This window comes from Levilactobacillus tujiorum (assembly GCF_012641185.1).
Lineage (GTDB): Bacteria > Bacillota > Bacilli > Lactobacillales > Lactobacillaceae > Levilactobacillus > Levilactobacillus tujiorum.
In genome coordinates this window covers 16,171-41,324 of sequence record NZ_JAAXLK010000024.1, presented here as the reverse complement: position 1 = coordinate 41,324, position 25,154 = coordinate 16,171, and the positions used below count along the sequence as shown (strand labels likewise).

Sequence of the window (25,154 nt, the reverse complement as noted above, 5' to 3'; positions counted from 1 at the left end):
CGGTCCCACTGAGCATCTTCCAGTTCGTATCGTTTAGGTGTTGTCATCGGAATGCCTCGATTCGTTTTTCCTCAGATTATACCTGAATTTTTAGTTTTCAGACAGTCCCTAGTCGTTTTATATATATATCCATAGTATTTTCCCATAATAGTCCTCCTAATTTTACATTAAATAGACTATAACACCTGATCATAATTAAGTCGTCATCAGACATCCCAAAATTGTTCTCTGTAACTACTTCGTCAATTTTCATATCATAGCTCCTAAAATTAATCACAGTATCGCTGAAAGATATACCAGCAACTCAACCACTTTAAAATAATTATCCATGTTATTTTATCTTTTCCTTTAGTTGTTTCATGTCTCAATTAAGTAATAAAATCAATCTCTTTGCATCTCCTGAATAAGCACAACTATGAATGTGCCTCTAAATTCAAATCTGCAACCTTTTCCACATGTCCCCAATAATTCTTATAAGTCCTGTTTATTAGCATTTATAGGCATTATACAGTATGCTTAAACCATCAAGCATCACCCACACCATTAATACAGATTGCGCCCCGACCTTTTAACATTTCTAAATAACTTAGTCATAACTTGCAGGAAAAAATCAACTTGGTTTTACAAGAGTAGGTGTCTTCATCTTTGTCTATCCACTGCAACGTGAGTACAATTCAGAGGGCTGGTGTATTGTGCTCAATTCTTGCATGATTATATCCTAATAGGGCGTGAGCTGAGGAAATCAGTTCACGCCCTATTAGGATATTTTAGTCCACGTCAACCTACCAACAGCTAAAGCACCTGCACCCCAATCGCTAAAGCACCGCAGCGTTGTTCACATGCCGGCGTGAAGGTTACGTACGTTTCCGCTACCACCTTCGCTAAGCTACCCACGGCCTCATGTGAATAATATTGGTAAAGTTGGGCAAACGTGCTAAACGCGTGCAGGCTTACCACTCGCGTCGTCACCTTCTGGTTGGCATCGGCTAAACTGACAAACGTCAGTACATCCCCCACCGCTAATACCTGACGCTTAGGATCGTTGAGACCGTACCTCAATCGTCTTGCTTCCGCTTGGATCGCCGCAAAAATCGCTACGTTCAAATGCATTGTCTATTACGCCATGTTATTAGCCTACCTTCGGATTATCGTAGAGCTCATTCCGCCGCCGAGTGCCACCAATCTAATAAAAACCCACTCAAATTTAGACGTTACTTATCTCCCCTAATAATCACGCCTAACCACCATCTTTTTTCGTTCCCTTTTATCGCTAAACCCGCTATAATCAGTAGAGTTGAACTAGTTTCCAACCTAATAAAATCCAACTAATTGAGGAGGTAGCCTGATGACAGAACCTATTATTACGCTACGCAACGTCACCAAGCGTTACGATTCCCACACTATTTTAAAAAATATTAATCTGACGCTCGAGTCCGGCAAATTTTACACGTTGCTCGGACCATCGGGCTGCGGCAAGACCACGATTCTACGGGCAATTGCCGGCTTCATGCAAGTTTCTGAAGGCGATGTTCTTTTCGCCGGGAAACGCATCAACGAAGTCCCCGCTAACAAACGCAACGTCAACACCGTCTTTCAAGACTACGCGCTCTTTCCCCACATGACGGTGGCGGAAAACGTGGCCTTTGGGCTAACCCTGAAAAAAGTCGCCAAGGACGAAATCGCCCAGCGCGTAGCCCAAGCCCTAAAACTGGTCCAACTGGCCGATTACGGCGACCGGGCTATCAGCGAACTTTCCGGCGGCCAACAACAACGGATCGCCATCGCCAGAGCCATCGTAATGGCGCCCAAAGTCTTATTACTCGACGAACCGCTCTCCGCACTAGACGCAAAGCTCCGCCGTCAAATGCAGTACGAACTCCGGGACCTGCAACAACGGTTAGGGATTACCTTTCTCTTCGTGACGCACGACCAAGAAGAAGCCCTGGCAATGAGCGATGAAATCTTCGTCATGAACCAAGGCGAAATCTTGCAGAGTGGGTCCCCCGTCGACATTTACGACGAACCTATTAACCACTTTGTCGCGAACTTCATCGGTGAAAGTAATATTCTCCCCGCCAAGATGATTGCCGACTTTCAAGTCGCCTTTGGTGGTCACCAATTTGAGTGTGCCGACGCCGGTATCCCCGACAACGAACCGGTTGAAGTGGTCATCCGTCCCGAAGACTTGACGCTAACGACTCTCGACCAGGCCAAGCTCACCGTCACCATCGACACCCAACTTTTCCGCGGGGACTACTACGAAATTGCGGCGACCGATAACCTCGGCAACGCCTGGCTCATTCATTCCGTCAATCCCGCCGAAGATGGCGAGACGATCGGGATCACCTTCCGTCCACAAGACCTGCACGTGATGCGTTTCGGCGAGAAGGAAGCCGAATTCGACGCGCGGCTCGAAACCTATGAAGAATTGGAGGATGATGACGTTGACGAAACGTAGAACCTGGACGTACTTTCTCCCCTATGGACTGTGGCTGGCGTTATTTGTCATTGCGCCAGTGGCCCTCATCGTCTACCAATCCTTCTTTGATCTCGGCCACCACTTCACGTTTAGCAATTACAGCACTTATTTTCAATCCGCGACTTACTTAAAAATGACGGCCAACTCCGTTTGGTATGCGTTCTTAATTACGCTGTTCACCGGCCTGATTAGCTACCCGACAGCCTACTTCATTCACCAACTTAAGCACCGCCAATTCTGGTTATTGCTGGTTATCCTGCCGACTTGGATCAATATCCTACTCAAGGCCTACGCCTTCATCGGGATCTTTAGCCAAGCCGGTCTGGCCAATCAATTTCTGACGTTCATTGGGATTGGTCCTCAACAGATCTTATTTACCAACGCCAGCTTCATCTTCGTAGCAACGTACATCCAGATTCCCTTCATGATCCTTCCCATCTACAACGCCCTCGATGACCTTAATCCGGCCTTCGTCAACGCCAGTCGGGACCTCGGTGCCAGCAACTGGCAGACTTTCCGGCACGTGATCTTTCCGCTAACCCTGCCTGGTGTTAAAGCGGGCGTGCAGGCCGTCTTCATCCCCTCGCTCTCCCTCTTCATGTTGACGCGCCTCATTGGCGGCAACAAAGTCATCACCCTCGGAACCGCGATCGAGGAGCATTTCCTCACCACCATGAACTGGGGGATGGGCTCGACCATCGGCGTCGTCTTGATCATCGCGATGATTATCGTGATGCTGCTGACCGGCGACCAGAAGTCTAAAGGAGGGACGCCACGATGAAGCATAAATTCGCTAACGTTTACCTGATCTTAGTCTTTCTTATTCTTTACGCCCCGATCATCTTCTTGATCGCTTACTCGTTCAGTCAGGGCGAAACTATGACTAATTTTCACGGCTTCACCTGGCGGCACTACCAGACCCTCTTCAGCGATTCTCGCATGCTGGCGATCGTCGCGAACACCCTGTTAGTGGCCCTGCTATCGGCCTTAATCGCCACGTTAATCGGCACGTTGGGCGCCCTCAGCATTACCCGAACCACTAAGCGCGTCACCCGTGAATCACTGTTAGCTTTGAACAACGTGTTGATGGTCTCGCCGGACGTTATTATCGGCGCTAGCTTTCTAATCTTCTTCACCATGTTGAAGATTCCCTTGGGCTTCGGCACCGTTCTGATGAGTCACATCGCCTTTGAGATTCCCATCGTAGTTCTCATGGTGTTGCCCCGCTTACGGGAAATGTCCGCGTCACTGCTCGATGCCGCCCAAGACCTCGGCGCAACCACGCGGCAACTCCTCACGCAGGTGATCATCCCCTTCATTTCCCCAGGGATCTTCGCGGGATTCTTTATGGCGCTGACCTACTCACTGGACGACTTTGCCGTCACCTTCTTCGTCACTGGTAACGGCTTCTCAACCCTGTCCGTTGAAATTTACTCACGCGCACGCCAAGGAATTAATTTGGAAATCAACGCGCTATCCGGCGTCATGTTCCTCTTCTCCTTACTACTGGTCGGGGGTTATTACTGGATTCAGCAAGCTAGTCATAAACGCCGACAACGCAAGCGGGAGGTGGCCTCATGAAACGTCTCATTAGTCTGATTATTAGTCTATTGGCTATCTGTGGCTTACTCGCCTTTTCCAGTCACCAACTTCAGGCTTCCAGTGGCAGTACTGGCAGCAAGGTACTCAACCTCTACAACTGGGGCGACTACATTGATCCGCATCTCCTGACCAAATTTCAACAAGAGACGGGCTATCACGTCAACGTCGAAACTTTCGACAGCAACGAGGCCATGTACACCAAGATTAATCAGGGGGGCACCCACTACGATCTAGCCATTCCTAGCGAATACATGGTGGCTAAGATGAAGCGCGCCCACTTACTGCAGCCGCTCGACCACCATCGGCTGACCGGCCTGCACAACTACGATCAGCAGTTCCTGCACCAGTCCTTCGATCCCCACAATCGCTATTCTCTGCCCTATTTCTGGGGAACGTTAGGGATCATTTATAATGACAAGTTTATCCAGCCGGGCACTATTCGTCACTGGAATGATCTCTGGTCCGTCAAGTACCGCGATAAAATCATGCTAATCGACTCCGCGCGAGACATTATGGGCATGGCGCTCGTCTCCCAGGGACAGTCGATGAACACCACCAACCCTACGACTTTACGTGCGGCGGAACAAAAGTTAACCCGTTTAGCGCCTAACGTGAAGGCAACTGTCGCGGACGAGATCAAGATGTACATGACCCAAAATGAAGCTCCGCTGGCCGTGGACTGGTCGGGTGAAGCTGCCGAAATGTTAGCTAATAACTCGCACCTGCACTACGTGGTTCCCAGTGAGGGGAGTAATCTGTGGATTGACAACTTGGTTATTCCTAAGACGGCCCAACACTACAACGCCATCTATGCTTTCCTAAACTTCATGTCAGAGCCACAGAATGCCGCCCAAAACGCAGAATATGTAGGCTATGCCACGCCTAATCGGGCAGCCAAGGCGCTATTACCCGCCGCTGATCGTCATGACCAACAATTCTATCCGCCAGCCGCCACACTGCGGCGCCTAGAAGTCTATCGCGACCTCTCCCCTGCCAAAGTTGAACTATACAACGACCTTTATCTCGAATTTAAAATGCATCATTAGTGGCCTAAAAGCCCCGCAACGTCCAGCGTTGCGGGGCTTTTCAATTGTCGTTAGCCAAAGCTACCGGCAATATAATCTTGAGTGACTGGGATTTGGGGATTGCTAAACATCGTTCCCGTTGGCACGTATTCCATCACGTGACCTAAGTGGAAGAATGCACATTGACTACTAATTCGTGACGCCTGTTGCATGTTATGCGTCACAATAATGATTGAGTACTTTTTTTGCAATTCTAGCAGCGTTTCTTCGACTTTCACCGTGGAAATCGGATCGAGTGCGCTACAAGGTTCATCAAGCAGGAGCACGTCTGGCGCCATCGCAATCGAACGGGCAATACACAACCGTTGTTGCTGACCACCGGAAAGGGATAAGGCACTCTTATCCAGATTATCCTTCACTTCATCCCACAGGGCCGCGCCCTTGAGACTTTGTTCAACCCGTTCTTCCAGCTCGGCCTTTTTCTTGAGTCCATTGGCACGTAACGCGTACACAATGTTCTCCCGAATTGACTTTGCAAACGGATTGGGCCGTTGGAAAACCATCCCGATGTGACGGCGAATTTCGTAAATGTTGACGCCCGGTTCATTGATGTTCACGCCATGATACCAGATCTTACCAGTCACCGTGGCGATGCCATCATTCATGCGATTCAATGAACGCAGGTACGTTGACTTCCCGGAACCCGATGCCCCGATCAACGCCGTGATTTGGTTCTTAGGAAAGGCGAGGTTGGCGTCAAACATCGCGTGATTTTGACCATAAAATACTTGCAGATCTTCTGTCTTGATCGCCAGTGAGGTCTTGTCATCGAAAGTTTGAACGGCCGTTTTCTCAAATGAGTATTGTTTTAACATAGTACCTCCCCCTATTTGCTAGCCGTTACACGGCGATACAGGTACGTTCCTAACAACCGCGCACCCAAGTTGAACAGTAATACGGCAATGATCAGCACCGCCGAAGCCGCCGCCGATAACGCCGCGGCATTGCTGGCTAGACCTTCCGTGTTGACCTTCCAAATGTGCACCGCCAGTGTTTCTGCCGGTCGCAATGGATTGAGCGGACTCGCCGCATCCATCGGATTCCAATCCGCAAAGTTCGTAACGGGCGCACTTTGACCAGCCGTGTAAATCAACGCTGCGGCTTCCCCGAAGACCCGGCCCGCGCTCAACACGATTCCCGTCACAATCCCAGGCAAAGCCACTGGTAAGATAATACCAATTTCGGTCTTCCACTTAGACAGGCCGAGTGACAAGCCGGCTTCCCGTTGGCTACGAGACACCGCACTCAGTGACTCTTCAATGTTCCGCGTTAACAGTGGTAGATTGAAGAACGTCAACGCAATGGCCCCAGAAATGACAGAGAAACCAATCTTAAATTTAACCACGAAGAGTAAGAAACCGAAGAGCCCTACCACCACGGATGGTAACGAACTCAGCACTTCGATGGCCGAACGAATCAGACTAGTCCGCCAATTGTCCTTGGCGTATTCCGCCAAGTAGATCCCCGCGCCTAACGAAATCGGCACAGAAATCAACATGGTCAGGACTAATAAGTAAAAGGAGTTAAACAGCTGGACACCAATCCCACCAGCCCCACTAAAGGCATCGGTAGCCCCCGTCAGAAATGACCAGCTAACGTGTGGTAACCCAGCCGTCAAGATGTAGGCCAGTAAGAAGAATAAGATTCCAACAACTGAGGCAACAATCAAGTCAATCAAGATCGTTGCGAGCAGATCCGTCCGTTTAGCGTTCATGTTTGAGTTGCCCCCTCTTAGCAATAATCCGCACTAAGGCGTTGAAAACCAGTGACATCAATAGCAGAATCAGGGCTAAGGACCACAGGGCGTTATTAGGCAATGTCCCATCAATCGTGTCCCCGATTCCCGTCGTTAACTGACTCGTCAGCGTTGACGCTGGTGAGATCAAGTTTTTCGGCATAATTGCGGCGTTACCAATCACCATTTGTACGGCCAGCGCTTCACCAAAGGCGCGTGCCATTCCGAAAATAATGGCGGTTAGAATCCCGGAGGTAGCCGAACGTAAGATTACCCGGGAAACGGTCTGCCAACGGGTGGCACCCAAGGCTAGAGAAGCTTCCTTGTAAAAGCGTGGTACTGCCCGCAAGCTGTCCACGGTCATTGACGTAATCGTCGGCAAGACCATCACGAACAAGACAAAAGTGGCAGAAATAATACCAAATCCGGACCCACCAACTAAATGGCGCATGAACGGCACGATGACTGCTAATCCAATGAATCCATAGACCACGGATGGAATTCCCACTAGTAATTCAATCACTGGTTGGAGAAATTTCCGGCCTTTATTCGGTGAGATTTCAGTCATGAAGATGGCCGTTCCCACTGCAAACGGGGTTGCAACGATTGCAGCGGCAAAGGTCACCGCAAACGATCCTAAGATCATTGGCAGAGCACCCGTCTGTCCCTGATCAGGTGCCCAGTTGGTGCCCGATAGGAACTTCCACAGACTGACGTGATTTTGGGTAAACGTGGCAATCCCTTTAGAGGTGATAAACCACAGCATCGATGCCACCACGAGGATGATAATTCCAATACAGAAATAACTGATCCCGCGGCCAATCCAATCTTCACGAGTGGCTTTCGTCGCGTGATGTAACTGCGCTTCCCACTCATCTGATTGTGCATCTTGTTTTTTTAGTTGAAAATTAGTTTGTTCCATTAAGTGACTCCCCCTTAAAAAAAGTGAAGGTGCTATGATCGCACCTTCACTCTGTGACAACTACCGATTGAAGGTTTAGCGCCTAGTTTTGGGTAACAACACCCTTAGCATCTTTAGTAACCTTCATATCATGAATACTGATGTAACCCATATCCTTAACTAAACTGTTTTGAACATCTTTGGAGTTCATGAACTTCAAGAAAGCCGCAGTAGCACCAGTAGGCTTGCCCTTAGTGTACATGTGTTCGTAAGACCAGATCTTCCACTTGTTCGTTTGAACGTTATTATCAGTTGGCGTTACATTGTCGATTGAAACGGCTTGTAACTTGTTCGTGAAGTATGAGAAGGCTAAGTAGCTGATGGCACCTGGCGTCGTGGAAACAATCTTTTGAACGGCACCGTTGGAGTCTTGTTCTTGTGACTTCACAGCCGTAGCACCCTTCAGTACAGCATTTTCAAAGGTTGCCCGTGTCCCACTTCCTTGAGCCCGGTTGATGATGACGATCTTTTGATCCTTACCACCGACTTCTTTCCAGTTCGTAATCTTACCCGTGAAGATTTGCTTAACTTGTGCCATCTTCAAGTTCTTGATACCAGCATCCTTGTTGACAACTGGGGCCATCCCTACGACGGCCACCTTGTGGTCAGTCAACTTGTCAGCCTTGATACCAGCCTTTTCTTCAGCAAAAATATCAGAGTCACCAATTGAAACTGCGCCGGCTTGGACTTGGCTTAACCCAGTTCCTGAGCCCCCACCTTGGACGGTCAAGTTAACCTTGCTGTTCTTAGCGGTAAAGTTAGACCCCGCCTTAGCTGCCAGTGGTTGTAAAGCAGTTGAACCGACGGCAGTTACTTTACCAGAAAGTGCTTCGCTACTTCCCTTACTACTAGTTGAACTCGTGGCTTTACCACAGCCTACTAACAATAAGCTAATTGCTGCAATCCCCATTGCTAACTTTGATCCCTTATTCATCTCTGTCACTCCATGTCTTTAAAGGTAGTAGAACCACTCTGGAAAATGTACTTAACTTTTCCAAAATGCCTCCCCGTAACTTACAACCCTGATTCTAAGCGATGAATATATATTATTCGTAGCAATCGTGTAAATTTTCGGTAAATGTTGCCAAAATCCAAACAAATTCTTTTATATTACGGTAGTTAACCCCCAAACACGATTATTCAATTAATTATGGGACGTTAATTGCACCCTCTTACGAAAATGACTAGAATTAAGATAAGAGGTGACCAGAAGTGGCAAACAAAAGTGAAAAAAAGGCGCGGCACGCCATCATCGTTGATATGAATGATTTTCTGATGGACTATGCGGCAACCAAGCTAGGTGAAAAACCAGATTTAGCGCAACAAGTCGCAACTGCTGGCAAAGACAATCTGAACGGCTTGGACGATCTGTTTAAGGACAACGGTGTGGGCCGACGTACCAAGTACCTGGACCTCGCCTCCGGATTCTTACGAGACGAAGCAGACGCCGAAGATAAAGACGCGTCAACCGACATCGACGCAGCCACACAGGCGTTAGCTCAAGAAGCCATTAATTATCTGAGCAGTCATCCCAAGGAATTTAACCGTTGGGAAGAAGCTTAAACGCAAATATCGTTAGTTCACTGACTTTTAGTCGCTGAACTAACGATATTTTTTCTGCATCCCCAGATTTGTTTGGGAGAATCATTGATGGTTGACCTTAACGCTTGATTTCAATAGCTATAAACTCAGCCTATTATTAGCTGGCTACTTTTGCGGCCACTTTGCCTTCTTATTCTACATAGCCGAAACGTGCGCCAAGAGGCAGCCAGCTCCGCTTAACGCTATTAAGAAAAAATCCAAACCCGGGATTTTTCTCTTAATAACGTTAATGCTCGAGAGTTACGCTTCCATCTCACATAGCCGAAACGTGCGCCACTAGACAGATCCCTGCGCTTAACCCCATTAAGAAAAAATCCAAGTTCGGGATTTTTCTCTTAATGACGTTAATGCTCAGGATCTAAACGTCTTGTGGCGCACTCTTTTACTATTTCCAATCCCACAAATCTGCCTTCATATTGGTACCGATAATTTGGGTCAACAGATCAATGAATTGATCGGGCATGTATTTGGTCGTGTCCAACGTCGTTTGCTGGTCGTTGACCTTGGTGATGACCACCCCCGTATGCTCCAGATACAAGCCGTACTTGGGGGCAATTTCACATAATCTTGCTACCTGTTCTTCACTCACCGCTAAGTCTCCTCAAAATCGAATTAACTCGAGCTTAGCGAATCCTCGGGACAACGTCAAGTGACTAGTAGCAGCACTTATCCGCCGCCAACTGCTGGTGTAAAGCCCCCGCTAGTAATGCTTCGTCCGGTCCTTCCGCGACAATCCGAACATAGTGTCCAGCGTAGTCTGTCAGATCAACAACTTCATCTTGCTGGCTCGGATCAATTTCGATATCACGAATCTTAATGGTCGCCTTGCTAGCATGCTTTCGACAAATCTTTTCAAATGCTGGGGCCTCGTCAACGGTTGGCATCTCTTCAAATAATGGGAATCCAATTGTCTTCATCGTGATCACCTCTTAGTTTCTATTGTAAGCGATTACATTACGAAAGCCAACACTTTTCACCTTTTTTCACAAAGTCTGATCTCCCCGCGAACACGCGTTCAAAATTAAGTCAAAGTATGGTATGCTTATTGCCAGAAATGGAGGCGATGTGGGTTTGCCAATCAAATTAGGCGTGCGTGAATTAGTCGAATTCACCTTACGTACCGGTGACCTAGGTAGCACCAGTAACAGCCAGAATACGGCTTTATTAGGCGCACGCATTCACCGTCGTCTACAAAAACAACGTGATGCCAACTACCAAAAAGAATATTATCTCGACAAAGCCTTAACCCTTAACGGCGTCGACTACCTCCTACACGGCCGGGCAGACGGCGTGACCCTCACGGACGATGCCGCAACTATTGAAGAAATCAAAACGTCCGAAACCGTCTTCGACCAACTCAGCGACAATACCCTCACGCTTTACTGGGGGCAGGTCAAGCTCTACGCCTACCTGTTAATGGACCAGCAGCCTGAGTTAAACGCGGTTACGCTGACCCTGACTTACTTTCAAACCAACACGGAGACCACGACGCAGACCGATCAAGTCATTACCCGGCAAGCTGCCCAGGATTTCTTCGATCAAGTCATCGCCGAGTACGTCGCCTGGCTAAAGTTCCGTTCCGATTTACGCGATCGGCGGGACCCGACGATACAAAAGCTTACCTTCCCCTTCGGTCACTACCGTCCTGGTCAACGAGAACTCGCTGTCGCCGTTTACAAGACGATTCTGACCAGCAAACGCCTCTTTGCGGAAGCCCCAACTGGTACCGGCAAGACCATCTCAACCCTGTTTCCAACCATCAAGGCGATTGGCGAAGGTCTCATTCAACGGATCTTCTATTTGACGGCCAAACAAAGTACCCGTACGGTTGCCGAGGAAGCCATTAGTCTGATGGCTCAGCAGGGGCTCAAGCTTAAAAGCATCACGCTTACGGCCAAAGAGAAAATCCAATTTCCCGAAGAAGCCGATCTGACGCCCGATGAGAATCCCTACATGCTGGGGTATTACGATCGCCTGAAGCCAGCATTACTGGACCTGATTCAAAACAATGACCAGCTCACCCGGCCCGTCATCGAAAAATACGCGCGCAAACACACCCTCGATCCCTTTGAATTTCAGCTGGATGCGAGCCTCTTTTGTGATGTCGTCATTGGGGATTACAATTACCTCTTTGACCCTCAGGTTCACCTCCAACGGTTCTTTACCGCGGAAGATCCCGACAACTTCTTTTTGATTGATGAAGCGCACAACCTCGTTAGCCGCTCGCGTGATATGTATTCTGCGGCACTGACCAGTCGACCCCTAGATCGGTTAATTGACCAGAGCAGAGACCTTGAGCAGGCCACACCTAAGCTCCGCCGCCGTCTTCAAGATCTGCGGGCAACCTTCGACGACATCGTCGCCCCCTTACTCGACGACGGCCAGACAGACAGCACCTTTCTCACGCCGCCAGAAGATTTCAACCACGACCTTGGACGCCTAGTCGAGGCAATTCACGATTGGCTAGTCGACCAACCGCAGACGCCCTTCACCCAGAGTATTCTCGACTATTACTTTGCGGCGATCAGCTACCAACGCATCGGCGAATACTATGACGACACTTACCGCATGCGGCTAACCATTGAGGACGGCAATATCACGATTAAACAACTGTGTTTGGACCCCAGCGCCTTTCTCGCTGATAGTCTGGCGCTCGGCCACGGCGCCGTGCTGTTTTCCGCAACCCTATCGCCTATGAGCTACTATCAAACGGTCCTGGGCGGTGATAACGAAAGCCTCGCTTATCGCTTAAACTCGCCGTTTGAACCCGAACATCAGGCGATTTTGGTCACTAACTATATCCAAACGACCTATAAACAGCGCAATGCCAACCTAGCCAACATCTTACTGGCCATTAAAACGCTAATTGACGGCAAAGTGGGCAATTATCTCATCTTTTTGCCGTCTTATAGCTACCTACTCGATGTCACACAAGCCTTTCAAATGGCCTATCCTCACGTCAAGACCGTGGTCCAGCAAGCCCAGATGGCGGAAACGGATCGCACGGCCTTTCTAGCCAATTTTCAACCTCACCCGGACACGACCCTCGTGGGCTTTGCGTTACTTGGCGGAATTTTTGCGGAAGGCATTGACCTGAAAGCCGATCGCCTCATTGGCGTGGGGGTGGTCAGCGTTGGCCTGCCTGGCATCAACCCTGAGACCAATCTGATTCGCGATTACTTCGATGAGCAATCACATCAAGGGTTCGCCTTCGCCTATCAGCTTCCTGGCCTTAACAATGTCTTCCAAGCTGCCGGCCGGCTCATTCGCGGTGCGCAAGACGTCGGCATCATTCTCCTGATGGATCAACGGTTTGCGAGCCCCCGTTACGCGCACCTTTATCCTCAACATTGGCAGCATTTTCGGCGGCTCTATCGTCCCGAACAGCTCACTGCAGCAGTCCAGCAATTTTGGCAACAGGAGGCGCCTCATGAAGACTAAATTAACGTTAGCGTTGGAACAGACACTCTACTATTATTGTCGGGAGAACGGCGCCACGCCGGTGGAGGAAGTGACCATGCCCGATGATGCTGGCATCGTCGATACACTGAGCTATCAGGAGTTACCCGACCATTCCGTGGAATGGCGCTGCTACGAACTGAAAGTGACTAAGTCTGATTTTCACTCTAAGGCCAAGCTCTCCTTTGTTGGTCACTACAATTATTTTGTACTGCCCTTCAAGCTCTATCAGGCGGTCGCGACTGAGATTCCTGCTGGTATTGGTGTCTTGATCTACCGGCCATTCGCCAAAGAAATGCTCGCGACCGCCACGGAGCCCCCGGTGGCGCCCGGATACCTGACGGTTGCCCGTCCACCGCGGCGACAAGCGTTACAAGTGCCGGAGCAGCAGTTAATTTCGCGCTTCATCGCCTCTCAAGGACGTGAAGTCAACAAAGCCAAGCAAATGGCCACTGGCCTGCAACAGTACAGTACGGAGCGGCTCTACCAAGAACTTAAGAAACGCCATCAACACTACGATATTTACGATCCCGACCGCAACTTTTACGATCAATTCATTGATGATACGCAGTCCACCGCCGTGACCGCCTTGCAGACCGAAGTTGATGCCTTAAACTTGGAAGTCTATCAGCTGCAACGCCGGCTAAAGGAGTAACCCATCATGATTTACTTTCCTTACTTTCGGGGGCGTCAATATGACCTCCAAGCGCTCAAAGCCCTTGCGGAACAACAGATCTTGCCGGCTAACATCATTCCCATCATTGAACCCGTCCGTGATATTCGGGGGCTGCCGCAAACGATCAGCGCGTTTATCAATCACGATCATCCCGTGGTGGTCATCGCCAATCCGACTGTCAGTGATTATGCGTTAACCCAGCAAAAACTTTACGACTGGCAAGCGTACCGCGACAGCCCGCAGCTCATCGTAGGCCACGTTCTGACCCCCACGTTGATTCCCACTGAGATTCTGGCAACACCGGATCAAACCACTCTCTTGATTGCCCGCCAATATGACGAATTGAAAGTTGCCCAAGCGGCGGGGTGGCTCACCCATCCTGATTACGTGCTGGTTCCACCAGAGGCCCGCATCCGTCAGCTGTTGACGCGGCCGACCATCAGCCTCTTTGACCACGCGTGGGTACCAGAGCACGACCGAAGCTATGCCGACATTACCGACGGCTTCTTCAGTAACGACTGGCAACTCGCAGAACTGAACGGATACGCTGGTTTCAGCGACTACACCATCGGGGGCAGTCATTACAGCGAACACGGCTATCCCGCCAAGGCAGTCACCCTGCACCTGACCTATTTTCGCGGCGATCAGCTACGGATTCATCGGTTTGTCTCCACCGACCGGACGGATTTTCGCCACCCTAAAGAAAAATTTTTCCAAGCAGTCGCCCAACTAGCCGAATGGTTGCCCCAACAGCCCGTAGCCACGCGAACACCAGCGGCTGAACAATTGGCCGCCTACCATGACCAGCACCATTTTCCGGGCTTGGGGGTCGTCAAGCGGCTAAGTCTTGAACACCACCTCCAACTCATGGCGGCTTACTTCAAAATCCATTTTCCCACGCAAAAATGAGCTTAGACCTTTCGATCCAAGCTCATTTTTTGCTGTTATCATCACGTGTTCGTTAAACTTGTGCCCAGTTCTATTTAACCGGGACGACGCAAACGCCTTCGGGGACCATAAAGTCCTTTTGAACCATCGTGAGCTTACCACTCGTGGCATCCCGCGTGTATAGCGTCGCATTATCAGAATTTTGGTTAACCACAATCAGACAACTTTCATCTGCGTTCAAGTTGAAGTCGCGTGGGAAGTCACCTTCCGTTGAGATTCGTTGAACCGTAGTCAACTTACCTTCGTCATCCGCCGCAAAGACGGTAATGGAGTTGTGACCACGATTAGAAACGTAAACGAAGCGCCCATCCTGACTCAAGCGAATAGCGGCAGACCCGTTGTGGGCCGTCCAGTCATCAGGAATCGTGTGGCTAATCTGCTTAACCGTCAGCTTACCGGCCGCTGCATCGTAGTCCAACGTAGCCACGTTACTACTCAATTCACCGACCAAGTAGGCGACACCCTTTTTGTCGTCAAACACGATATGCCGTGGGCCATAGCCGGCAGGTAAGGCAACCTGGCTGACTGGCGTTAATTTTCCAGCCGCTGAAACATCATAGATATAGACCTTGTCCGTCCCTAGATCACAAACGACTAACCGCTTATCTGGTGTCAGATTGGCGAAATGTGGGTGCGCACCATCCGCTTGTTCTGGCGCTGGCCCAACAGGATCGTCATCATGTACTTCGTCCGTTTCCGTTAAGGTTCCGTCGTCAGCGATAGCATAGACATCAACCAAGCCCTTGTGGTAATTAGCCGTGTAGACCAGTTGCCGATCTTCATCAACCGCGACGTAAGCCGGTGAAGCCCCGTGTTCCAACACCTGTTGAATGGCACGTGGCTTTTCTTCAGAAACATCATAGATGATTAACCCACCCTGGGTTTGACCATCCGTTTCCTTCTTGTTGATGACGTACAGGCGCTTTTCTGCCGCCTTAGCAATGTAAGTTGGGCTTCCAGCCGATGCTAACCATTCACAATCCGTTAGCTTAGGCGTCTTCGTGTCCAGACTTACCCGGTAAATACCGCGACTAATCCGCTTGGTGTAGGTCCCAATATAAAAATCTTCCGTCATATGTGCTACCCCTTTCAACTTACCAATATCTATTTTAAGTATAGCACAGCTCAGCGGACAACACTTGTGAAGTCACTGGCAACCAATTGAATTTACCGGTACAATAGGAATAAATCGTTTTAAGAAAGGAATCACCAAACATGTCAAGCTTCGAGGGTTACCACCCGTTACTCACACCAAAGTTTCGGTTTGACTGGCTTACCCGCTTTAAATTAAAAAATGTCGCTGAACTCACCGGCCGCGATCTCGCGGAAACTGCGGACTGGATCAACGACACGATGCGTGCAACGATGAAACGGACTACCCTAACCTGGGGAATCGAGCGCCGGCAGACCCACAAACTGGTTGGCTGGGGCGGCTTCCTAGCGCTAGATCTACCAGCCCACACTGGTCACGCTGGACTAGCCGGCAAGCGACTGCCAGCCAGTGAGCAACAGGAAATCGTCGACCGGCTAGTCAGCTTTGGCCGTGACGAACTGCAGCTGACGGCACTCAAATTAACGCCGTCCGCCCACTTGGACGAAGCCGTCCTCACCGCAGCCGGCTTCACGGCCGATGACACCGGCAAGGACTGGACCTGGAAGCTCAGATAGCCACTGCTGGTTCAAATTCAAAATATTTAACTTAGGCTAAATTGGCCGCACTCCGGCTGCCAGAGATTCCGCCTCCGGCTCTGATTGCGTTCTACCAGAACAATAGCTGGGAATCGTGGCTACCTAGTATTTCCAGTATGATAGATCCATGGAACTCAATATCTCAATCTGTGTCAGCCGTGAGTGAGTCAAATTTGAGCTCAGCCGTGGGATTTGCCAAGTGGTCTGCTTGGTAAATGGCACCCTTGAGACGTGATCTCCGGCTCAAGGTGAGGTTCGAGACCGCCCTATGGCTCGAACCGTCCTCCCCACAGCGTTCCAGCTCAAATTGGACGAACGGTAAGGCGAAAGCAACACCTTCAGTTGCCTAATCCCAGTCTCCCATGGTTTTGAACCTTCAACGAATAAAAGCCTTTGGACCGCCACTAACCGTGGTCGTCCAAAGGCTTTTTAATTCAGTAGTGACCGCAACGATCACTACTCCCTAATTTTCTTCCGTCACACGTTGATTCAATTCCCGTGCAATATCAAAAGAATCACTCCGATAAGCATCGTGTACCCCGAGATAGTAACAAGCCAGACTCCCCAGTGCGACCACTAGGAAATCCAGTGGATAGGCAATTTGCCCAATCCCACCGAATTGATGACTACCCGCGTAAGACATGACGGTTAGCCAAATCATCTCGGCTAACAACCACCGACTTCCCCTGAGGCTCGCCCGTAAGGATCGCCAGCCTGCTGGTTGTCGGATTTCATAATAGATATAGCATAGTAAGCCTAAGGCGATAACCCCGAAGACTTCAACCGTCGTCGGCCACTTCGCCCAGTAGATGGCTAAACTAGCTAGCACATACGCTAACGGTGCCCACAGGTGAACGCCGTGTAACCGAAATGGTCGGACAAAATCACGACCGCGGTTTCGCAGCGCAACCACCGTCACGGGCCCCGTCAGGTACGCAATTAAAGTGGACGTGGAAATCACGTTAGATAACGCGCTCCAATTCCGAAAGCTAGCCACCAAGAGCACACCTAGCAGCATGTCTACCACCATGGCACGTCGTGGCGTTTGGTATTTCCGATTAATTTCGCCCAATCTAGTCGGGACGTGCTTCGTTCCCGTCATAGCGGCCAATGCGCGACTCGTCGTGGCCACAAAGGAAACCCCAGTCCCAAACGGGGAAACAAAGGCATCCAAGTACAATAGCGTCGACAGCCAGCCTAAATTCAACAGGATCGCAATATCCGCAAATGGCGATTGGAAGTTAACCCCTTGCCACCCGTGCAGCAGATTTCCAGCCGGTACCGCCCCAATAAAGGCGACCTGCAGGAGCGTGTAAATGACCGTACTGATCCCAAAAGAAATGACAATCCCCCAGAGAATGTTGCGTTCAGGGTGTTTAATCTCATTTCCCATATTAATGGTCGTCTGAAAGGCGTTATACGAGAAGATAATCCCGGCCGCCGTAGTGGCTGAGAAGATCGCCGCACTCCCATTGGGCATAAAACCCGCCGCGTGACTGAAGTTACCAGAATCAAACCCCGTCGCTAACAGAACAATAATCGTCAACGTCGGAATCCCTAATTTAAAGATCGAAATGAAACTGGTAAATCTCGTCAACAGCTTCACTGACCAAAAATTCAACAATGTAAAAGCCAAAATAAATAGAAAAACAACGACTAATCCTTGATTGGTAATATTACCATTCTTCAAGAATCCCTTAGTCCAGTTCGCCCAGGCCCAAGGCCACGAACTCATATACTGGACCGCTGCCACCGCTTCGATTGGAATAATCGTCAGCAGTGAGAGCCAATTGGACCACCCTGCAACGAATCCCAACAAGGGACCATGGGAGAAGGCCGCATACTGGCTCATCCCCCCGCTGGTCGGAAACATAGTTCCTAATTCAATATAATTCAATGCAATCAGGCCGATAACCACGGCCCCCAAAATCCAAGATAGGATAGCGGCCGGGCCGGCGATTTGTGCGGCCATTCCCGCACCAAACAACCAACCTGAGCCAATGATGGCACTCAGCGTTAGCATGACTAGTGAAAACAAACTCATCTTGCGCTTCAACCAAATTCCTCACTTTCAAAAAAGATATTGGCCCATTGTACACTAGGAATCTGGCAATGTGCTAAGAAAGCAGCGATATTTCACTTAGAAGAGTTGCCCAACATAGTAGTGAATTAACATCGTAATAATCCCGACAATGACGTTTCTGATAATCGCCGTGCGGACTAAACCGTGTCCTAATTTAGCACTCAGAAACCCGGTCAAAGTCACTGACAATAACACCGCAATAATTGTGGCGGGCCATTGCCAAGCCGTTGAGAAGAGGCTCATCGCAATCAGGGGAAAGGCGCCCCCCAGTGAGGCCGCGATCAGAGAAGAAAAGGCCGCATTCCACGGATTCATGTAATGACCCAACTGAATGTCTTCCTTAACGTTAACCACCGTTGCCAGCGCATCCTTATGCATTAAATCCTGTGCGATCGCTAAAGACGTCTCGGCGGAAACCCCACGTTCTTCGTAAAATTTCTGCACGGCCGCTTCCTGATCCGCGTAATGACTCTTCAATAGGGCTTCTTCCCGATCAACTGCCGCTTTTTCAGTATCCTTCTGCGTGCTGACCGAGGCGTACTCCCCCGAAGCCATCGAGAAGGCACAGGCCAGTAAGTCTGACAATCCGGCGATGAAGATTGTAAATTGATTGTTAGTGGCGGCGGCCACACTGAACAGCACCCCAACTACCGTTAGAATCCCATCGTTTGAGCCCAGCACACCGGCCCGCAGCGTATTTAACTTTTCACTCATCGTCTGTTCTTTTTTTTGCTTTTTAACTTGTACTTCTTCGTTTGCTGCCATAAAGTTGTCCCCCTAAGCGAATAAGCTCCCGATGCCGTAAGTGACCAGCATCGTTAGAATCCCAGCAATCACGTTCCGCGTCGTCCCGTTACGTCGGTTGGCATTCCCCAAGACTGCCGCGATGTACCCCGTAATTGAAAGGGCAATGATCACTGCGACGAAAGTGCCCGGCACCCGCCACTGTTCTGGCAATAAGGTAATCGAGACTAGCGGCAAGATGGACCCGGTGGGAAACGAAATCATTGAGGCAATTGCCGCCGAATACGGATTGGTATATTCGCCCACGTTAAACCCGAAGCGTTCCCGCACCGTCGTCTTAAGGGGATCTTCACTCATCATTTCCCGAGCCGCCTGATCAGCCAGCTCCGGCCGAATGCCACTCGCTAAGTATTTGTCCCGAACAAAGGCAAACTCACCGTCATAATCATTATCTAAAGCCACCGTTTGCGTTTCAATCGCCTTGCGTTGGGCATCCTTCTCCGCGTTAACGGAGACGTACTCCCCCATCGCCATTGACACCGTACCGGCGATCATCCCCGCAATCCCGGAAATAAAGATGGCGAAACTACTCGTTGCGGCACCGGCAACCCCGACAACGATCCCCGCTACAGAAAGAATCCCATCGTTAGCCCCCATCACGCTTGCCCGCAAAACGTTGATGCGTTGGGCCAACGTTGCCTTTTTCTTCTCTTTTTTCATCAATATCTACCCCCAGTAATGTCCGCTTCTTATCTTAACACTCTTATAAATAAAAGTTAGGTGACACAAACTAAATAGTGAAACCTCGTGCATTTTATCCATGTTTTGATGCCTTATTAATCCGCGCTCCTCGTCATTTCTCTCCCCCACGACTGGTAAAAGTCTGCTGATTAACTCGTAAATATGGTATGCTTTAATCCTGTGTCAGCGCATTAAATCGTTGAAGTTAAATTACTAATTTAGAATCATTATTACCTAACAACAAATCCATTGTACTCATCTTGCTGCTAAAAGTAAACGCCCAAGTGCCGAAATTTCTAGTTTATTTTCAGGTCATTTCGTCTCGAGGCGTTTAACTGGAAGTATCAGCAGAATATGGTTTAATAGAGGCAGACTAGATTGATTATAATTTAAACAGATAAACTAAGTGGCTTATCCGACCGAGACAAATCTGAAATTAAGGAGGGATTATTTTGGCTAACCAACAACAGCTCTTACAACAAGCCTTGCAAACGCTGAAAGACCACCACGTACGGGTCACGCCCCAGCGACAAATTATTTTGACCTACCTGGTCACGCATCACAATCATCCCTCAGTGGATACGATTTTTAATGCGTTGGCCGATCAGTTGCCTAACCTGAGCATGGCCACCGTTTATAACACACTCAACTTACTGGTTGATCTGGGAGTTGTGATCGAGTTGCCTAACGACAACGGTGGGCTGCGCTACGACTTCTATGGACGACCGCACTACCACGTTATCTGTGAAAACTGCGGTAAAATCACGGACGTTTTTGCCCCTGACTTCCCACAGATCGAGCGGCAACTTAACGACGAAGCCGCGGAACAGACCGGCTACCTCATCACGAGTAATCACGTGGAAGTTTATGGCCTGTGCCCAGAGTGCCAGCAAAAATTGCACATTGATTCTAGTCGGCGAAATTGGACAACGGAACCCCGGAAACCGTTGTCATAGCAATATTACAGCCACATTACAGGTGTCGTGAACTTTTAATGTATTTGCAAACACACCAACTAAATCCCGATAGTATCGTTATTATCCTCGTAATATTACGGATAAGGCCGATGCTACCGGTTGTCGTGGCTACCGATAATGTATATAGTTGATTACGAAGAATATCGACTGAACGGTCTTGAAAGACTGTTAGATAATTAAAAAGATTTGAGGGATGATCAGGGTGAAGATGCACAAAGTAGTATTGACTGCACTGGCTGCCTTGGGCGTTGTCGGCATTCTCGGAATGACCAACGCCACCACAGCTGATGCAAGTTCTAAGGTGAACAATTACATTAATGACAAAAATATCAAGCCGGCTAAGATTACTAAATCCGTTTGGAATGGTTTTCCAAAGAATAAGTATCGTCACGGCAAGGGCAAGCCTGAAGGGGTTGTGATTCACGAAACGGCCAATCCATCTTCAACGATCTACAACGAAATTGCCTACATGAAGCGTAATTACAACAACGCCTTCGTCCACAGTTTCGTTGATGGTTCCCGGATCATTAACATTGCCAACACGGACTACTTGTCTTGGGGTGTTGGTTTCCCTGGTAACGCACGCTTCGTTCAATTTGAACAAGTTGAAGTCCACAGCAAGTCAGCCTTCGCCCATGAAGTGGCCAACGCTGCGTGGTACACTGCTTACCTATTGAACAAGTATAACTTGAAACCTAACGATGCCGCTTACGACGGTAAGGGAACTGTTTGGTCCCACGGATCCGTTGCTAAGCACCTGGGTGGCTCTTCACATACCGATCCAGTTGGCTACTACTCTAGCACAGGTAAGCGGTACTTCGGTCAAAAGTACACCATGGCCGCCTTCTACCAGATGGTGAAGAAGTACTACAACGCGATGAACGTTAAGCACACCAAATTAGTTAGTGCCACTTACAAGTCGGTTAATCAACAAGCTAAATTGAGCAGCAAGTACAAGAAGTACTACCTCTACAACCACGTTAAGGGTGCCAACAAGAACGCCAAGCGTCAAAGTTGGTCTAAGATTTCCCCTAAGGTTGGGAAGACGTACTACATCGACATGGTCGCTAAGAAGACTGGTAGCACCACTTGGTACCGGATCAAGCCTTCTAAGAACACGACTAGCAAGACCCGTTACTGGGTCTATTCCGGCAACTTGACGAACATCAAGGATGTCCAAACGGAAGCAACTGCAACGAGTGCTAACGTTGATTCTGCCTCCGCATCATCTGCTAGTGACGCCAGCTCAAGTTCTAGCAGCAACTAAACAGTGACTCATCAAAACCGGTTAGGCCCTGTCCTAACCGGTTTTTTGTTGCGCTGAAAAAGCCTCACCCATACTCACAGAGTAACTAAAACAGCTCCCACCAACTACGCGAATCAGTGGGAGCTATTTTGAATTACCCCTAAAGCTGGGCGTTAATCAGCCGCCTTACCGTTCGCCAAGTTTGGGCTGGAACGCTGTGGGCAGGACGGCCAGAGCCACAGAGCGGTCTCTGACCTCGCTTTGAGCCGAGAAACACGTCTCAAAGACGCCATTTACCAAGCAAGTCACTTGGTAAATCCCACGGCTGAACCCAAACTTGACTCACTCACGGCTACATTGGCAGTCAACAAACAGTTATCAGAACAGTCATTGCGCGCCTGACACTTAAGAAAACAGTCACGTAACCGGAGGAGGCCAATGATGGAGGCAGCTGTGTCGACGCTGTTGACCGAGGCTTCTCACTCGGTTTACAGCGTGGGACGCATTGGGAGACTGACGATCTTGGTCAGGCTGCCAACCGAGCCGGAGGGCCGCTTCTCAGGCCGCAGGCGGTCCCCATAGCAGCCGGAATCGTTGGCAGCCGTAAGTGACCCAACTTATTGATCCGTCTGATTCGCTTTACGCCGGCGTTGACCTGCCACAGCTCGGGTCATAACCCAGGCCGTAATCGGTACGGTCAGGATCACACTCACCATGGCAAAGAGAATCATTAAAATCTCGGCAACAAAAATCTTATCATTCAGGATCTCCCCAAATGAATAGTGAACTCCGGTAAACCAGATAAATAGCGCCAAGAATCCACCAAAGAAACCGAAGAAGAGCGTATTAAACGTGGTTCCAATGATCTGCTTACCGACGGCGATACCGTCGCCTAGTAGCGCTCTCATCGTCACTTTGGGGTGTTGCTCGAGGATTTCACTAAGGCCGGCTGCAATGGCCATAGCGGCCTCCGCAATGGCTCCTAGCGTGCTAAGGATGGCTGTCGCCGTCGACACCTGAATAAAGCTAATACCGACTAACACGGACAGACCTTCCAAATCTTCACTATCTTCTGGACCAAATCCTTGAACCAATGCCCAGTGCTCCACCGGAACAATCAGGATCACTAAGATCACCAGTACCGCCGCCGAAGCCAAAAAGGCCACCGTACTCGAGAGATCATCCCCGCTACTCATGAAGATGGTTAGCGCTAAGACCAGCAGGCCCACCACCAAGGTCACTGGTAACGGTGGAAAATGAAAGGCCACCAAGACAATGGCCATAAATAACAGCCCAAAATTTAGTAGTAAAGCTAAAAACGACTGGAGACCCGCCTTGCCGCCCACCAAAATCATCAGCACCAGGAGAATGAGTCCTAATACATTAATAGTACTCATACGCGCACCTTCTTTTCCATGAATCGACTCGCCAAGTAACTCGCCAGTGGTACGGCCAGGACAATCCCAATCCCACTGATCAGGCTTTGTACGACGCCCATCGACATGTTCATCGAGAACGTGTAGCCCCAGCTATTGCCATTTTTGAGATACAGCATCACCATCGGGAAGGTATCCGCCACAAAGATGAAGAACAAGACGTTAATCAACGGTCCCATAATCGTACTGCCAATCTGGCGACCGGACTTGAAGACTTGTCCCGCCGACAGCTCTGGGCGTTCCCGTTTTAACGCAAACAGCGAGGAAATAATATCTGTCGATTCGTCCATCACCGCTCCCAAGGAACCTAGCAACGTTTCGGCCAAGAACAAGGGCCGGGGTAGCTGGGTGACGTACTGCATAGACTCATAGTACATTCCCTTTTCATGGGTAAAGTGAAAGACTAGCAGCGCAACAATAATGGACAGCGCCGTCCCACCTAGCGTGGTTGCTAACGTAATCACCATTTGACGATTGGCCCCCAACACTAACCACAACGTCAGCGTCGCGAAAACGACCGCGAGACTCCCAAAGATCCAGAGCACCCGCGCCCCCTGGGTTGAGCCGTTGAGCATAATCGCCATCAGGAATAAGACCCCGTTTACCGCCACGCTGAGAAAAGCCATGAAGCCACTGAATTGCATAATTAATAGGAGCAAACCGATCACTAGCCACAGCATCAATACTAGTGGCCCATCGCGTTTAGCATCTTTGACCGTAGCCGTGAGCTGCCCCGCTTGATGACGATGCAGGTTCACAAAGAGCTGACTTCCCTGGTGATAATGCTGATCCATGGCACCCGACAATGAATAAGTATTGGTGACCGTCAGCCGTTGCCCTTTATACTGACCATTGAGAATCCGACCGTGTAAGACCTGCTGCGTTTGGCGGTCAACATTGTGAAAGTCGTCCTCCTCCTGGCTGGTCTGCCCCGTTTGGACGCTGGTTACTTGCATGATGGGATCTTGGTAGAGTCCCGCATTGTGCTGCGTTCCCCAGACTAATAGGCCGCCGACAACGATGGCCAACAGCCACATTGTCAGCGTCACCTTTCTCTTCTTGCGTAAGTCCTGCATATTCCCAATCCCTTCTAACTTCTACCACATCAAATTCAATATACCACTTTCCGTGGCCCACCCCAGCGGCCAGCAAAAATTTTAACCAAATCACAGGAATCGCCGTTCTAACAACTCTACCAGGGGGTGAATTATTGGATAATCCCCGGCAGTACTTGCAATTTGCGAAGATAAACGATAGAATGATACCCGATTGTTATTTTAATTAAGCGAGGGTTTTTACAATGAGAAAAGCACATCCAAATGGCGTTCAAGGCCGTCGGAAGGTCAACCGTAAAAAGGACCGGAAGCGGCGCGACGAAATTTCAGATTTACAACGTTGGTTAAAGAACAAGAAGTAAATCTGACGCCTATACCATAAAACGCACTGACAATTTATTGTCGGTGCGTTTTATTTTGCCTTTTTTCAATACGTCTTGATCAGCAAACTTTAAGCTGGTGGTCGGCACCCTACTAGGCTTAGTCTTCCTGATCCCTAAGCAGGTGTCATGAGCGCTTATTTTTTCCTTTTAGTTTCCCTCAGACTATTCAGTGTGCCCATCACGCCAATTCCTAAAAGAATCCAATTTGATACTGTCAATTGAAGTGGCTCGCCTCTAAATATAGGCCACAGTA

General features: G+C 49.4%; 24 protein-coding genes. 11 read left to right on the top strand and 13 right to left on the bottom strand.

Annotation, left to right across the window (positions count from 1 at the left end):
- Positions 1–792: 792 nt before the first annotated feature.
- Positions 793–1,110 (bottom strand): ASCH domain-containing protein, encoded by a 318-nt coding sequence (locus tag HF569_RS10770; protein ID WP_168902424.1) that lies wholly within the window; start codon positions 1,108–1,110, stop codon positions 793–795.
- 235 nt (positions 1,111–1,345) lie between these two features.
- Here HF569_RS10770 and HF569_RS10765 point away from each other — a divergent pair, with 235 nt between their 5' ends.
- From HF569_RS10765 to HF569_RS10750, 4 genes are read left to right on the top strand one after another with little or no spacing between them, the layout of a single operon-like run.
- Complete coding sequence (locus HF569_RS10765) at positions 1,346–2,458, top strand: ABC transporter ATP-binding protein (protein ID WP_168902423.1); 1,113 nt, start codon at positions 1,346–1,348, stop codon at positions 2,456–2,458.
- A complete protein-coding gene (locus tag HF569_RS10760; protein ID WP_168849787.1) occupies positions 2,436–3,260 on the top strand; it encodes an ABC transporter permease in 825 nt (274 codons plus the stop codon). Before HF569_RS10765 ends, HF569_RS10760 begins: the two co-directional genes overlap by 23 nt.
- The gene (locus HF569_RS10755; protein ID WP_168902422.1) at positions 3,257–4,060 is read left to right on the top strand and encodes an ABC transporter permease; all 804 of its coding nucleotides are present in this window, start codon (positions 3,257–3,259) and stop codon (positions 4,058–4,060) included. The genes HF569_RS10760 and HF569_RS10755 overlap by 4 nt, the downstream gene beginning before the upstream one ends.
- Entirely contained in the window at positions 4,057–5,127 is a 1,071-nt protein-coding gene (locus HF569_RS10750) for an ABC transporter substrate-binding protein (protein ID WP_168902421.1), read from the top strand. Before HF569_RS10755 ends, HF569_RS10750 begins: the two co-directional genes overlap by 4 nt.
- 50 nt (positions 5,128–5,177) lie before the next feature.
- Here HF569_RS10750 and pstB read toward each other — a convergent pair whose 3' ends face one another.
- The 4 genes from pstB to HF569_RS10730 all read right to left on the bottom strand — a co-directional run bounded on the left by pstB (position 5,178) and on the right by HF569_RS10730 (position 8,796).
- A complete protein-coding gene (gene pstB, locus HF569_RS10745) occupies positions 5,178–5,981 on the bottom strand; it encodes a phosphate ABC transporter ATP-binding protein PstB (protein WP_168849784.1) in 804 nt (267 codons plus the stop codon).
- Positions 5,982–5,992: 11 nt separating this feature from the next.
- The gene (gene pstA, locus HF569_RS10740) at positions 5,993–6,880 is read right to left on the bottom strand and encodes a phosphate ABC transporter permease PstA (protein WP_168902420.1); all 888 of its coding nucleotides are present in this window, start codon (positions 6,878–6,880) and stop codon (positions 5,993–5,995) included.
- Positions 6,870–7,823 carry a phosphate ABC transporter permease subunit PstC gene (pstC, locus tag HF569_RS10735; protein WP_168902419.1) on the bottom strand — a complete coding sequence of 318 codons (954 nt, stop codon included), beginning with the start codon at positions 7,821–7,823 and terminating at the stop codon, positions 6,870–6,872. Before pstC ends, pstA begins: the two co-directional genes overlap by 11 nt.
- Before the next feature lie 82 nt (positions 7,824–7,905).
- Complete coding sequence (locus HF569_RS10730; RefSeq protein WP_168849781.1) at positions 7,906–8,796, bottom strand: phosphate ABC transporter substrate-binding protein PstS family protein; 891 nt, start codon at positions 8,794–8,796, stop codon at positions 7,906–7,908.
- 278 nt (positions 8,797–9,074) lie between these two features.
- Here HF569_RS10730 and HF569_RS10725 point away from each other — a divergent pair, with 278 nt between their 5' ends.
- Positions 9,075–9,425 (top strand): hypothetical protein, encoded by a 351-nt coding sequence (locus HF569_RS10725; RefSeq protein WP_168849780.1) that lies wholly within the window; start codon positions 9,075–9,077, stop codon positions 9,423–9,425.
- A 424-nt stretch (positions 9,426–9,849) separates the two neighbouring features.
- Here HF569_RS10725 and HF569_RS10720 read toward each other — a convergent pair whose 3' ends face one another.
- Together HF569_RS10720 and HF569_RS10715 are read right to left on the bottom strand one after the other, a co-directional pair.
- On the bottom strand, positions 9,850–10,053 hold the full coding sequence (locus HF569_RS10720) for a hypothetical protein (protein WP_168849779.1): 204 nt from the start codon (positions 10,051–10,053) through the stop codon (positions 9,850–9,852).
- Positions 10,054–10,117: 64 nt separating this feature from the next.
- Entirely contained in the window at positions 10,118–10,381 is a 264-nt protein-coding gene (locus HF569_RS10715) for a PTS sugar transporter (protein ID WP_168849778.1), read from the bottom strand.
- Between the two features lie 154 nt (positions 10,382–10,535).
- Here HF569_RS10715 and HF569_RS10710 point away from each other — a divergent pair, with 154 nt between their 5' ends.
- From HF569_RS10710 to HF569_RS10700, 3 genes are read left to right on the top strand one after another with little or no spacing between them, the layout of a single operon-like run.
- A complete protein-coding gene (locus HF569_RS10710; protein ID WP_168902418.1) occupies positions 10,536–12,905 on the top strand; it encodes an ATP-dependent DNA helicase in 2,370 nt (789 codons plus the stop codon).
- Complete coding sequence (locus tag HF569_RS10705) at positions 12,895–13,578, top strand: hypothetical protein (protein WP_168902417.1); 684 nt, start codon at positions 12,895–12,897, stop codon at positions 13,576–13,578. Before HF569_RS10710 ends, HF569_RS10705 begins: the two co-directional genes overlap by 11 nt.
- A 6-nt stretch (positions 13,579–13,584) precedes the next feature.
- Positions 13,585–14,508 carry a sce7725 family protein gene (locus HF569_RS10700; protein ID WP_168902416.1) on the top strand — a complete coding sequence of 308 codons (924 nt, stop codon included), beginning with the start codon at positions 13,585–13,587 and terminating at the stop codon, positions 14,506–14,508.
- Positions 14,509–14,578: 70 nt separating this feature from the next.
- Here HF569_RS10700 and HF569_RS10695 read toward each other — a convergent pair whose 3' ends face one another.
- Complete coding sequence (locus tag HF569_RS10695) at positions 14,579–15,622, bottom strand: lactonase family protein (RefSeq protein WP_168849774.1); 1,044 nt, start codon at positions 15,620–15,622, stop codon at positions 14,579–14,581.
- Positions 15,623–15,762: 140 nt separating this feature from the next.
- On the opposite strand from HF569_RS10695, the gene HF569_RS10690 reads away from it, so the two are divergent.
- Entirely contained in the window at positions 15,763–16,215 is a 453-nt protein-coding gene (locus HF569_RS10690) for a GNAT family N-acetyltransferase (protein ID WP_168902415.1), read from the top strand.
- A gap of 484 nt (positions 16,216–16,699) precedes the next feature.
- Here the strand turns inward: HF569_RS10690 and HF569_RS10685 are convergent, their stop codons facing one another.
- From HF569_RS10685 to HF569_RS10675, 3 genes are all read right to left on the bottom strand, one after another.
- Positions 16,700–18,292, bottom strand: coding sequence for an APC family permease (locus HF569_RS10685; RefSeq protein ID WP_168902414.1), 1,593 nt, complete (start codon positions 18,290–18,292; stop codon positions 16,700–16,702).
- An 84-nt stretch (positions 18,293–18,376) separates the two neighbouring features.
- Positions 18,377–19,084, bottom strand: coding sequence for a VIT1/CCC1 transporter family protein (locus HF569_RS10680; RefSeq protein ID WP_168849771.1), 708 nt, complete (start codon positions 19,082–19,084; stop codon positions 18,377–18,379).
- A gap of 12 nt (positions 19,085–19,096) precedes the next feature.
- Positions 19,097–19,783, bottom strand: coding sequence for a VIT1/CCC1 transporter family protein (locus tag HF569_RS10675; protein WP_168902413.1), 687 nt, complete (start codon positions 19,781–19,783; stop codon positions 19,097–19,099).
- A gap of 473 nt (positions 19,784–20,256) precedes the next feature.
- On the opposite strand from HF569_RS10675, the gene HF569_RS10670 reads away from it, so the two are divergent.
- Together HF569_RS10670 and HF569_RS10665 are read left to right on the top strand one after the other, a co-directional pair.
- Positions 20,257–20,760 carry a Fur family transcriptional regulator gene (locus HF569_RS10670; RefSeq protein WP_168902412.1) on the top strand — a complete coding sequence of 168 codons (504 nt, stop codon included), beginning with the start codon at positions 20,257–20,259 and terminating at the stop codon, positions 20,758–20,760.
- Between the two features lie 229 nt (positions 20,761–20,989).
- Positions 20,990–22,048: a peptidoglycan recognition protein family protein gene (locus HF569_RS10665; protein WP_168902411.1), complete on the top strand. Its 1,059-nt coding sequence runs from the start codon at positions 20,990–20,992 to the stop codon at positions 22,046–22,048.
- Positions 22,049–22,644: 596 nt separating this feature from the next.
- Here HF569_RS10665 and HF569_RS10660 read toward each other — a convergent pair.
- The gene (locus HF569_RS10660; protein WP_168902410.1) at positions 22,645–23,424 is read right to left on the bottom strand and encodes a YibE/F family protein; all 780 of its coding nucleotides are present in this window, start codon (positions 23,422–23,424) and stop codon (positions 22,645–22,647) included.
- Positions 23,421–24,539, bottom strand: a complete 1,119-nt coding sequence (locus HF569_RS10655) for a YibE/F family protein (RefSeq protein ID WP_168902409.1) — start codon at positions 24,537–24,539, stop codon at positions 23,421–23,423. Before HF569_RS10655 ends, HF569_RS10660 begins: the two co-directional genes overlap by 4 nt.
- Positions 24,540–25,154 lie beyond the last annotated feature (615 nt).

Excerpts from the sequence above, each read along its gene's own strand:
- HF569_RS10770 (WP_168902424.1), bottom strand. The coding sequence starts at position 1,110 with ATGCATTTGAACGTAGCGATTTTTGCGGCGATCCAAGCGGAAGCAAGA.
- HF569_RS10765 (WP_168902423.1), top strand. The coding sequence starts at position 1,346 with ATGACAGAACCTATTATTACGCTACGCAACGTCACCAAGCGTTACGAT.
- HF569_RS10760 (WP_168849787.1), top strand. The coding sequence starts at position 2,436 with ATGATGACGTTGACGAAACGTAGAACCTGGACGTACTTTCTCCCCTAT.
- HF569_RS10755 (WP_168902422.1), top strand. The coding sequence starts at position 3,257 with ATGAAGCATAAATTCGCTAACGTTTACCTGATCTTAGTCTTTCTTATT.
- HF569_RS10750 (WP_168902421.1), top strand. The coding sequence starts at position 4,057 with ATGAAACGTCTCATTAGTCTGATTATTAGTCTATTGGCTATCTGTGGC.
- pstB (WP_168849784.1), bottom strand. The coding sequence starts at position 5,981 with ATGTTAAAACAATACTCATTTGAGAAAACGGCCGTTCAAACTTTCGAT.
- pstA (WP_168902420.1), bottom strand. The coding sequence starts at position 6,880 with ATGAACGCTAAACGGACGGATCTGCTCGCAACGATCTTGATTGACTTG.
- pstC (WP_168902419.1), bottom strand. The coding sequence starts at position 7,823 with ATGGAACAAACTAATTTTCAACTAAAAAAACAAGATGCACAATCAGAT.
- HF569_RS10730 (WP_168849781.1), bottom strand. The coding sequence starts at position 8,796 with ATGAATAAGGGATCAAAGTTAGCAATGGGGATTGCAGCAATTAGCTTA.
- HF569_RS10715 (WP_168849778.1), bottom strand. The coding sequence starts at position 10,381 with ATGAAGACAATTGGATTCCCATTATTTGAAGAGATGCCAACCGTTGAC.
- HF569_RS10705 (WP_168902417.1), top strand. The coding sequence starts at position 12,895 with ATGAAGACTAAATTAACGTTAGCGTTGGAACAGACACTCTACTATTAT.
- HF569_RS10700 (WP_168902416.1), top strand. The coding sequence starts at position 13,585 with ATGATTTACTTTCCTTACTTTCGGGGGCGTCAATATGACCTCCAAGCG.
- HF569_RS10695 (WP_168849774.1), bottom strand. The coding sequence starts at position 15,622 with ATGACGGAAGATTTTTATATTGGGACCTACACCAAGCGGATTAGTCGC.
- HF569_RS10690 (WP_168902415.1), top strand. The coding sequence starts at position 15,763 with ATGTCAAGCTTCGAGGGTTACCACCCGTTACTCACACCAAAGTTTCGG.
- HF569_RS10680 (WP_168849771.1), bottom strand. The coding sequence starts at position 19,084 with ATGGCAGCAAACGAAGAAGTACAAGTTAAAAAGCAAAAAAAAGAACAG.
- HF569_RS10675 (WP_168902413.1), bottom strand. The coding sequence starts at position 19,783 with ATGAAAAAAGAGAAGAAAAAGGCAACGTTGGCCCAACGCATCAACGTT.
- HF569_RS10665 (WP_168902411.1), top strand. The coding sequence starts at position 20,990 with ATGCACAAAGTAGTATTGACTGCACTGGCTGCCTTGGGCGTTGTCGGC.
- HF569_RS10660 (WP_168902410.1), bottom strand. The coding sequence starts at position 23,424 with ATGAGTACTATTAATGTATTAGGACTCATTCTCCTGGTGCTGATGATT.
- HF569_RS10655 (WP_168902409.1), bottom strand. The coding sequence starts at position 24,539 with ATGCAGGACTTACGCAAGAAGAGAAAGGTGACGCTGACAATGTGGCTG.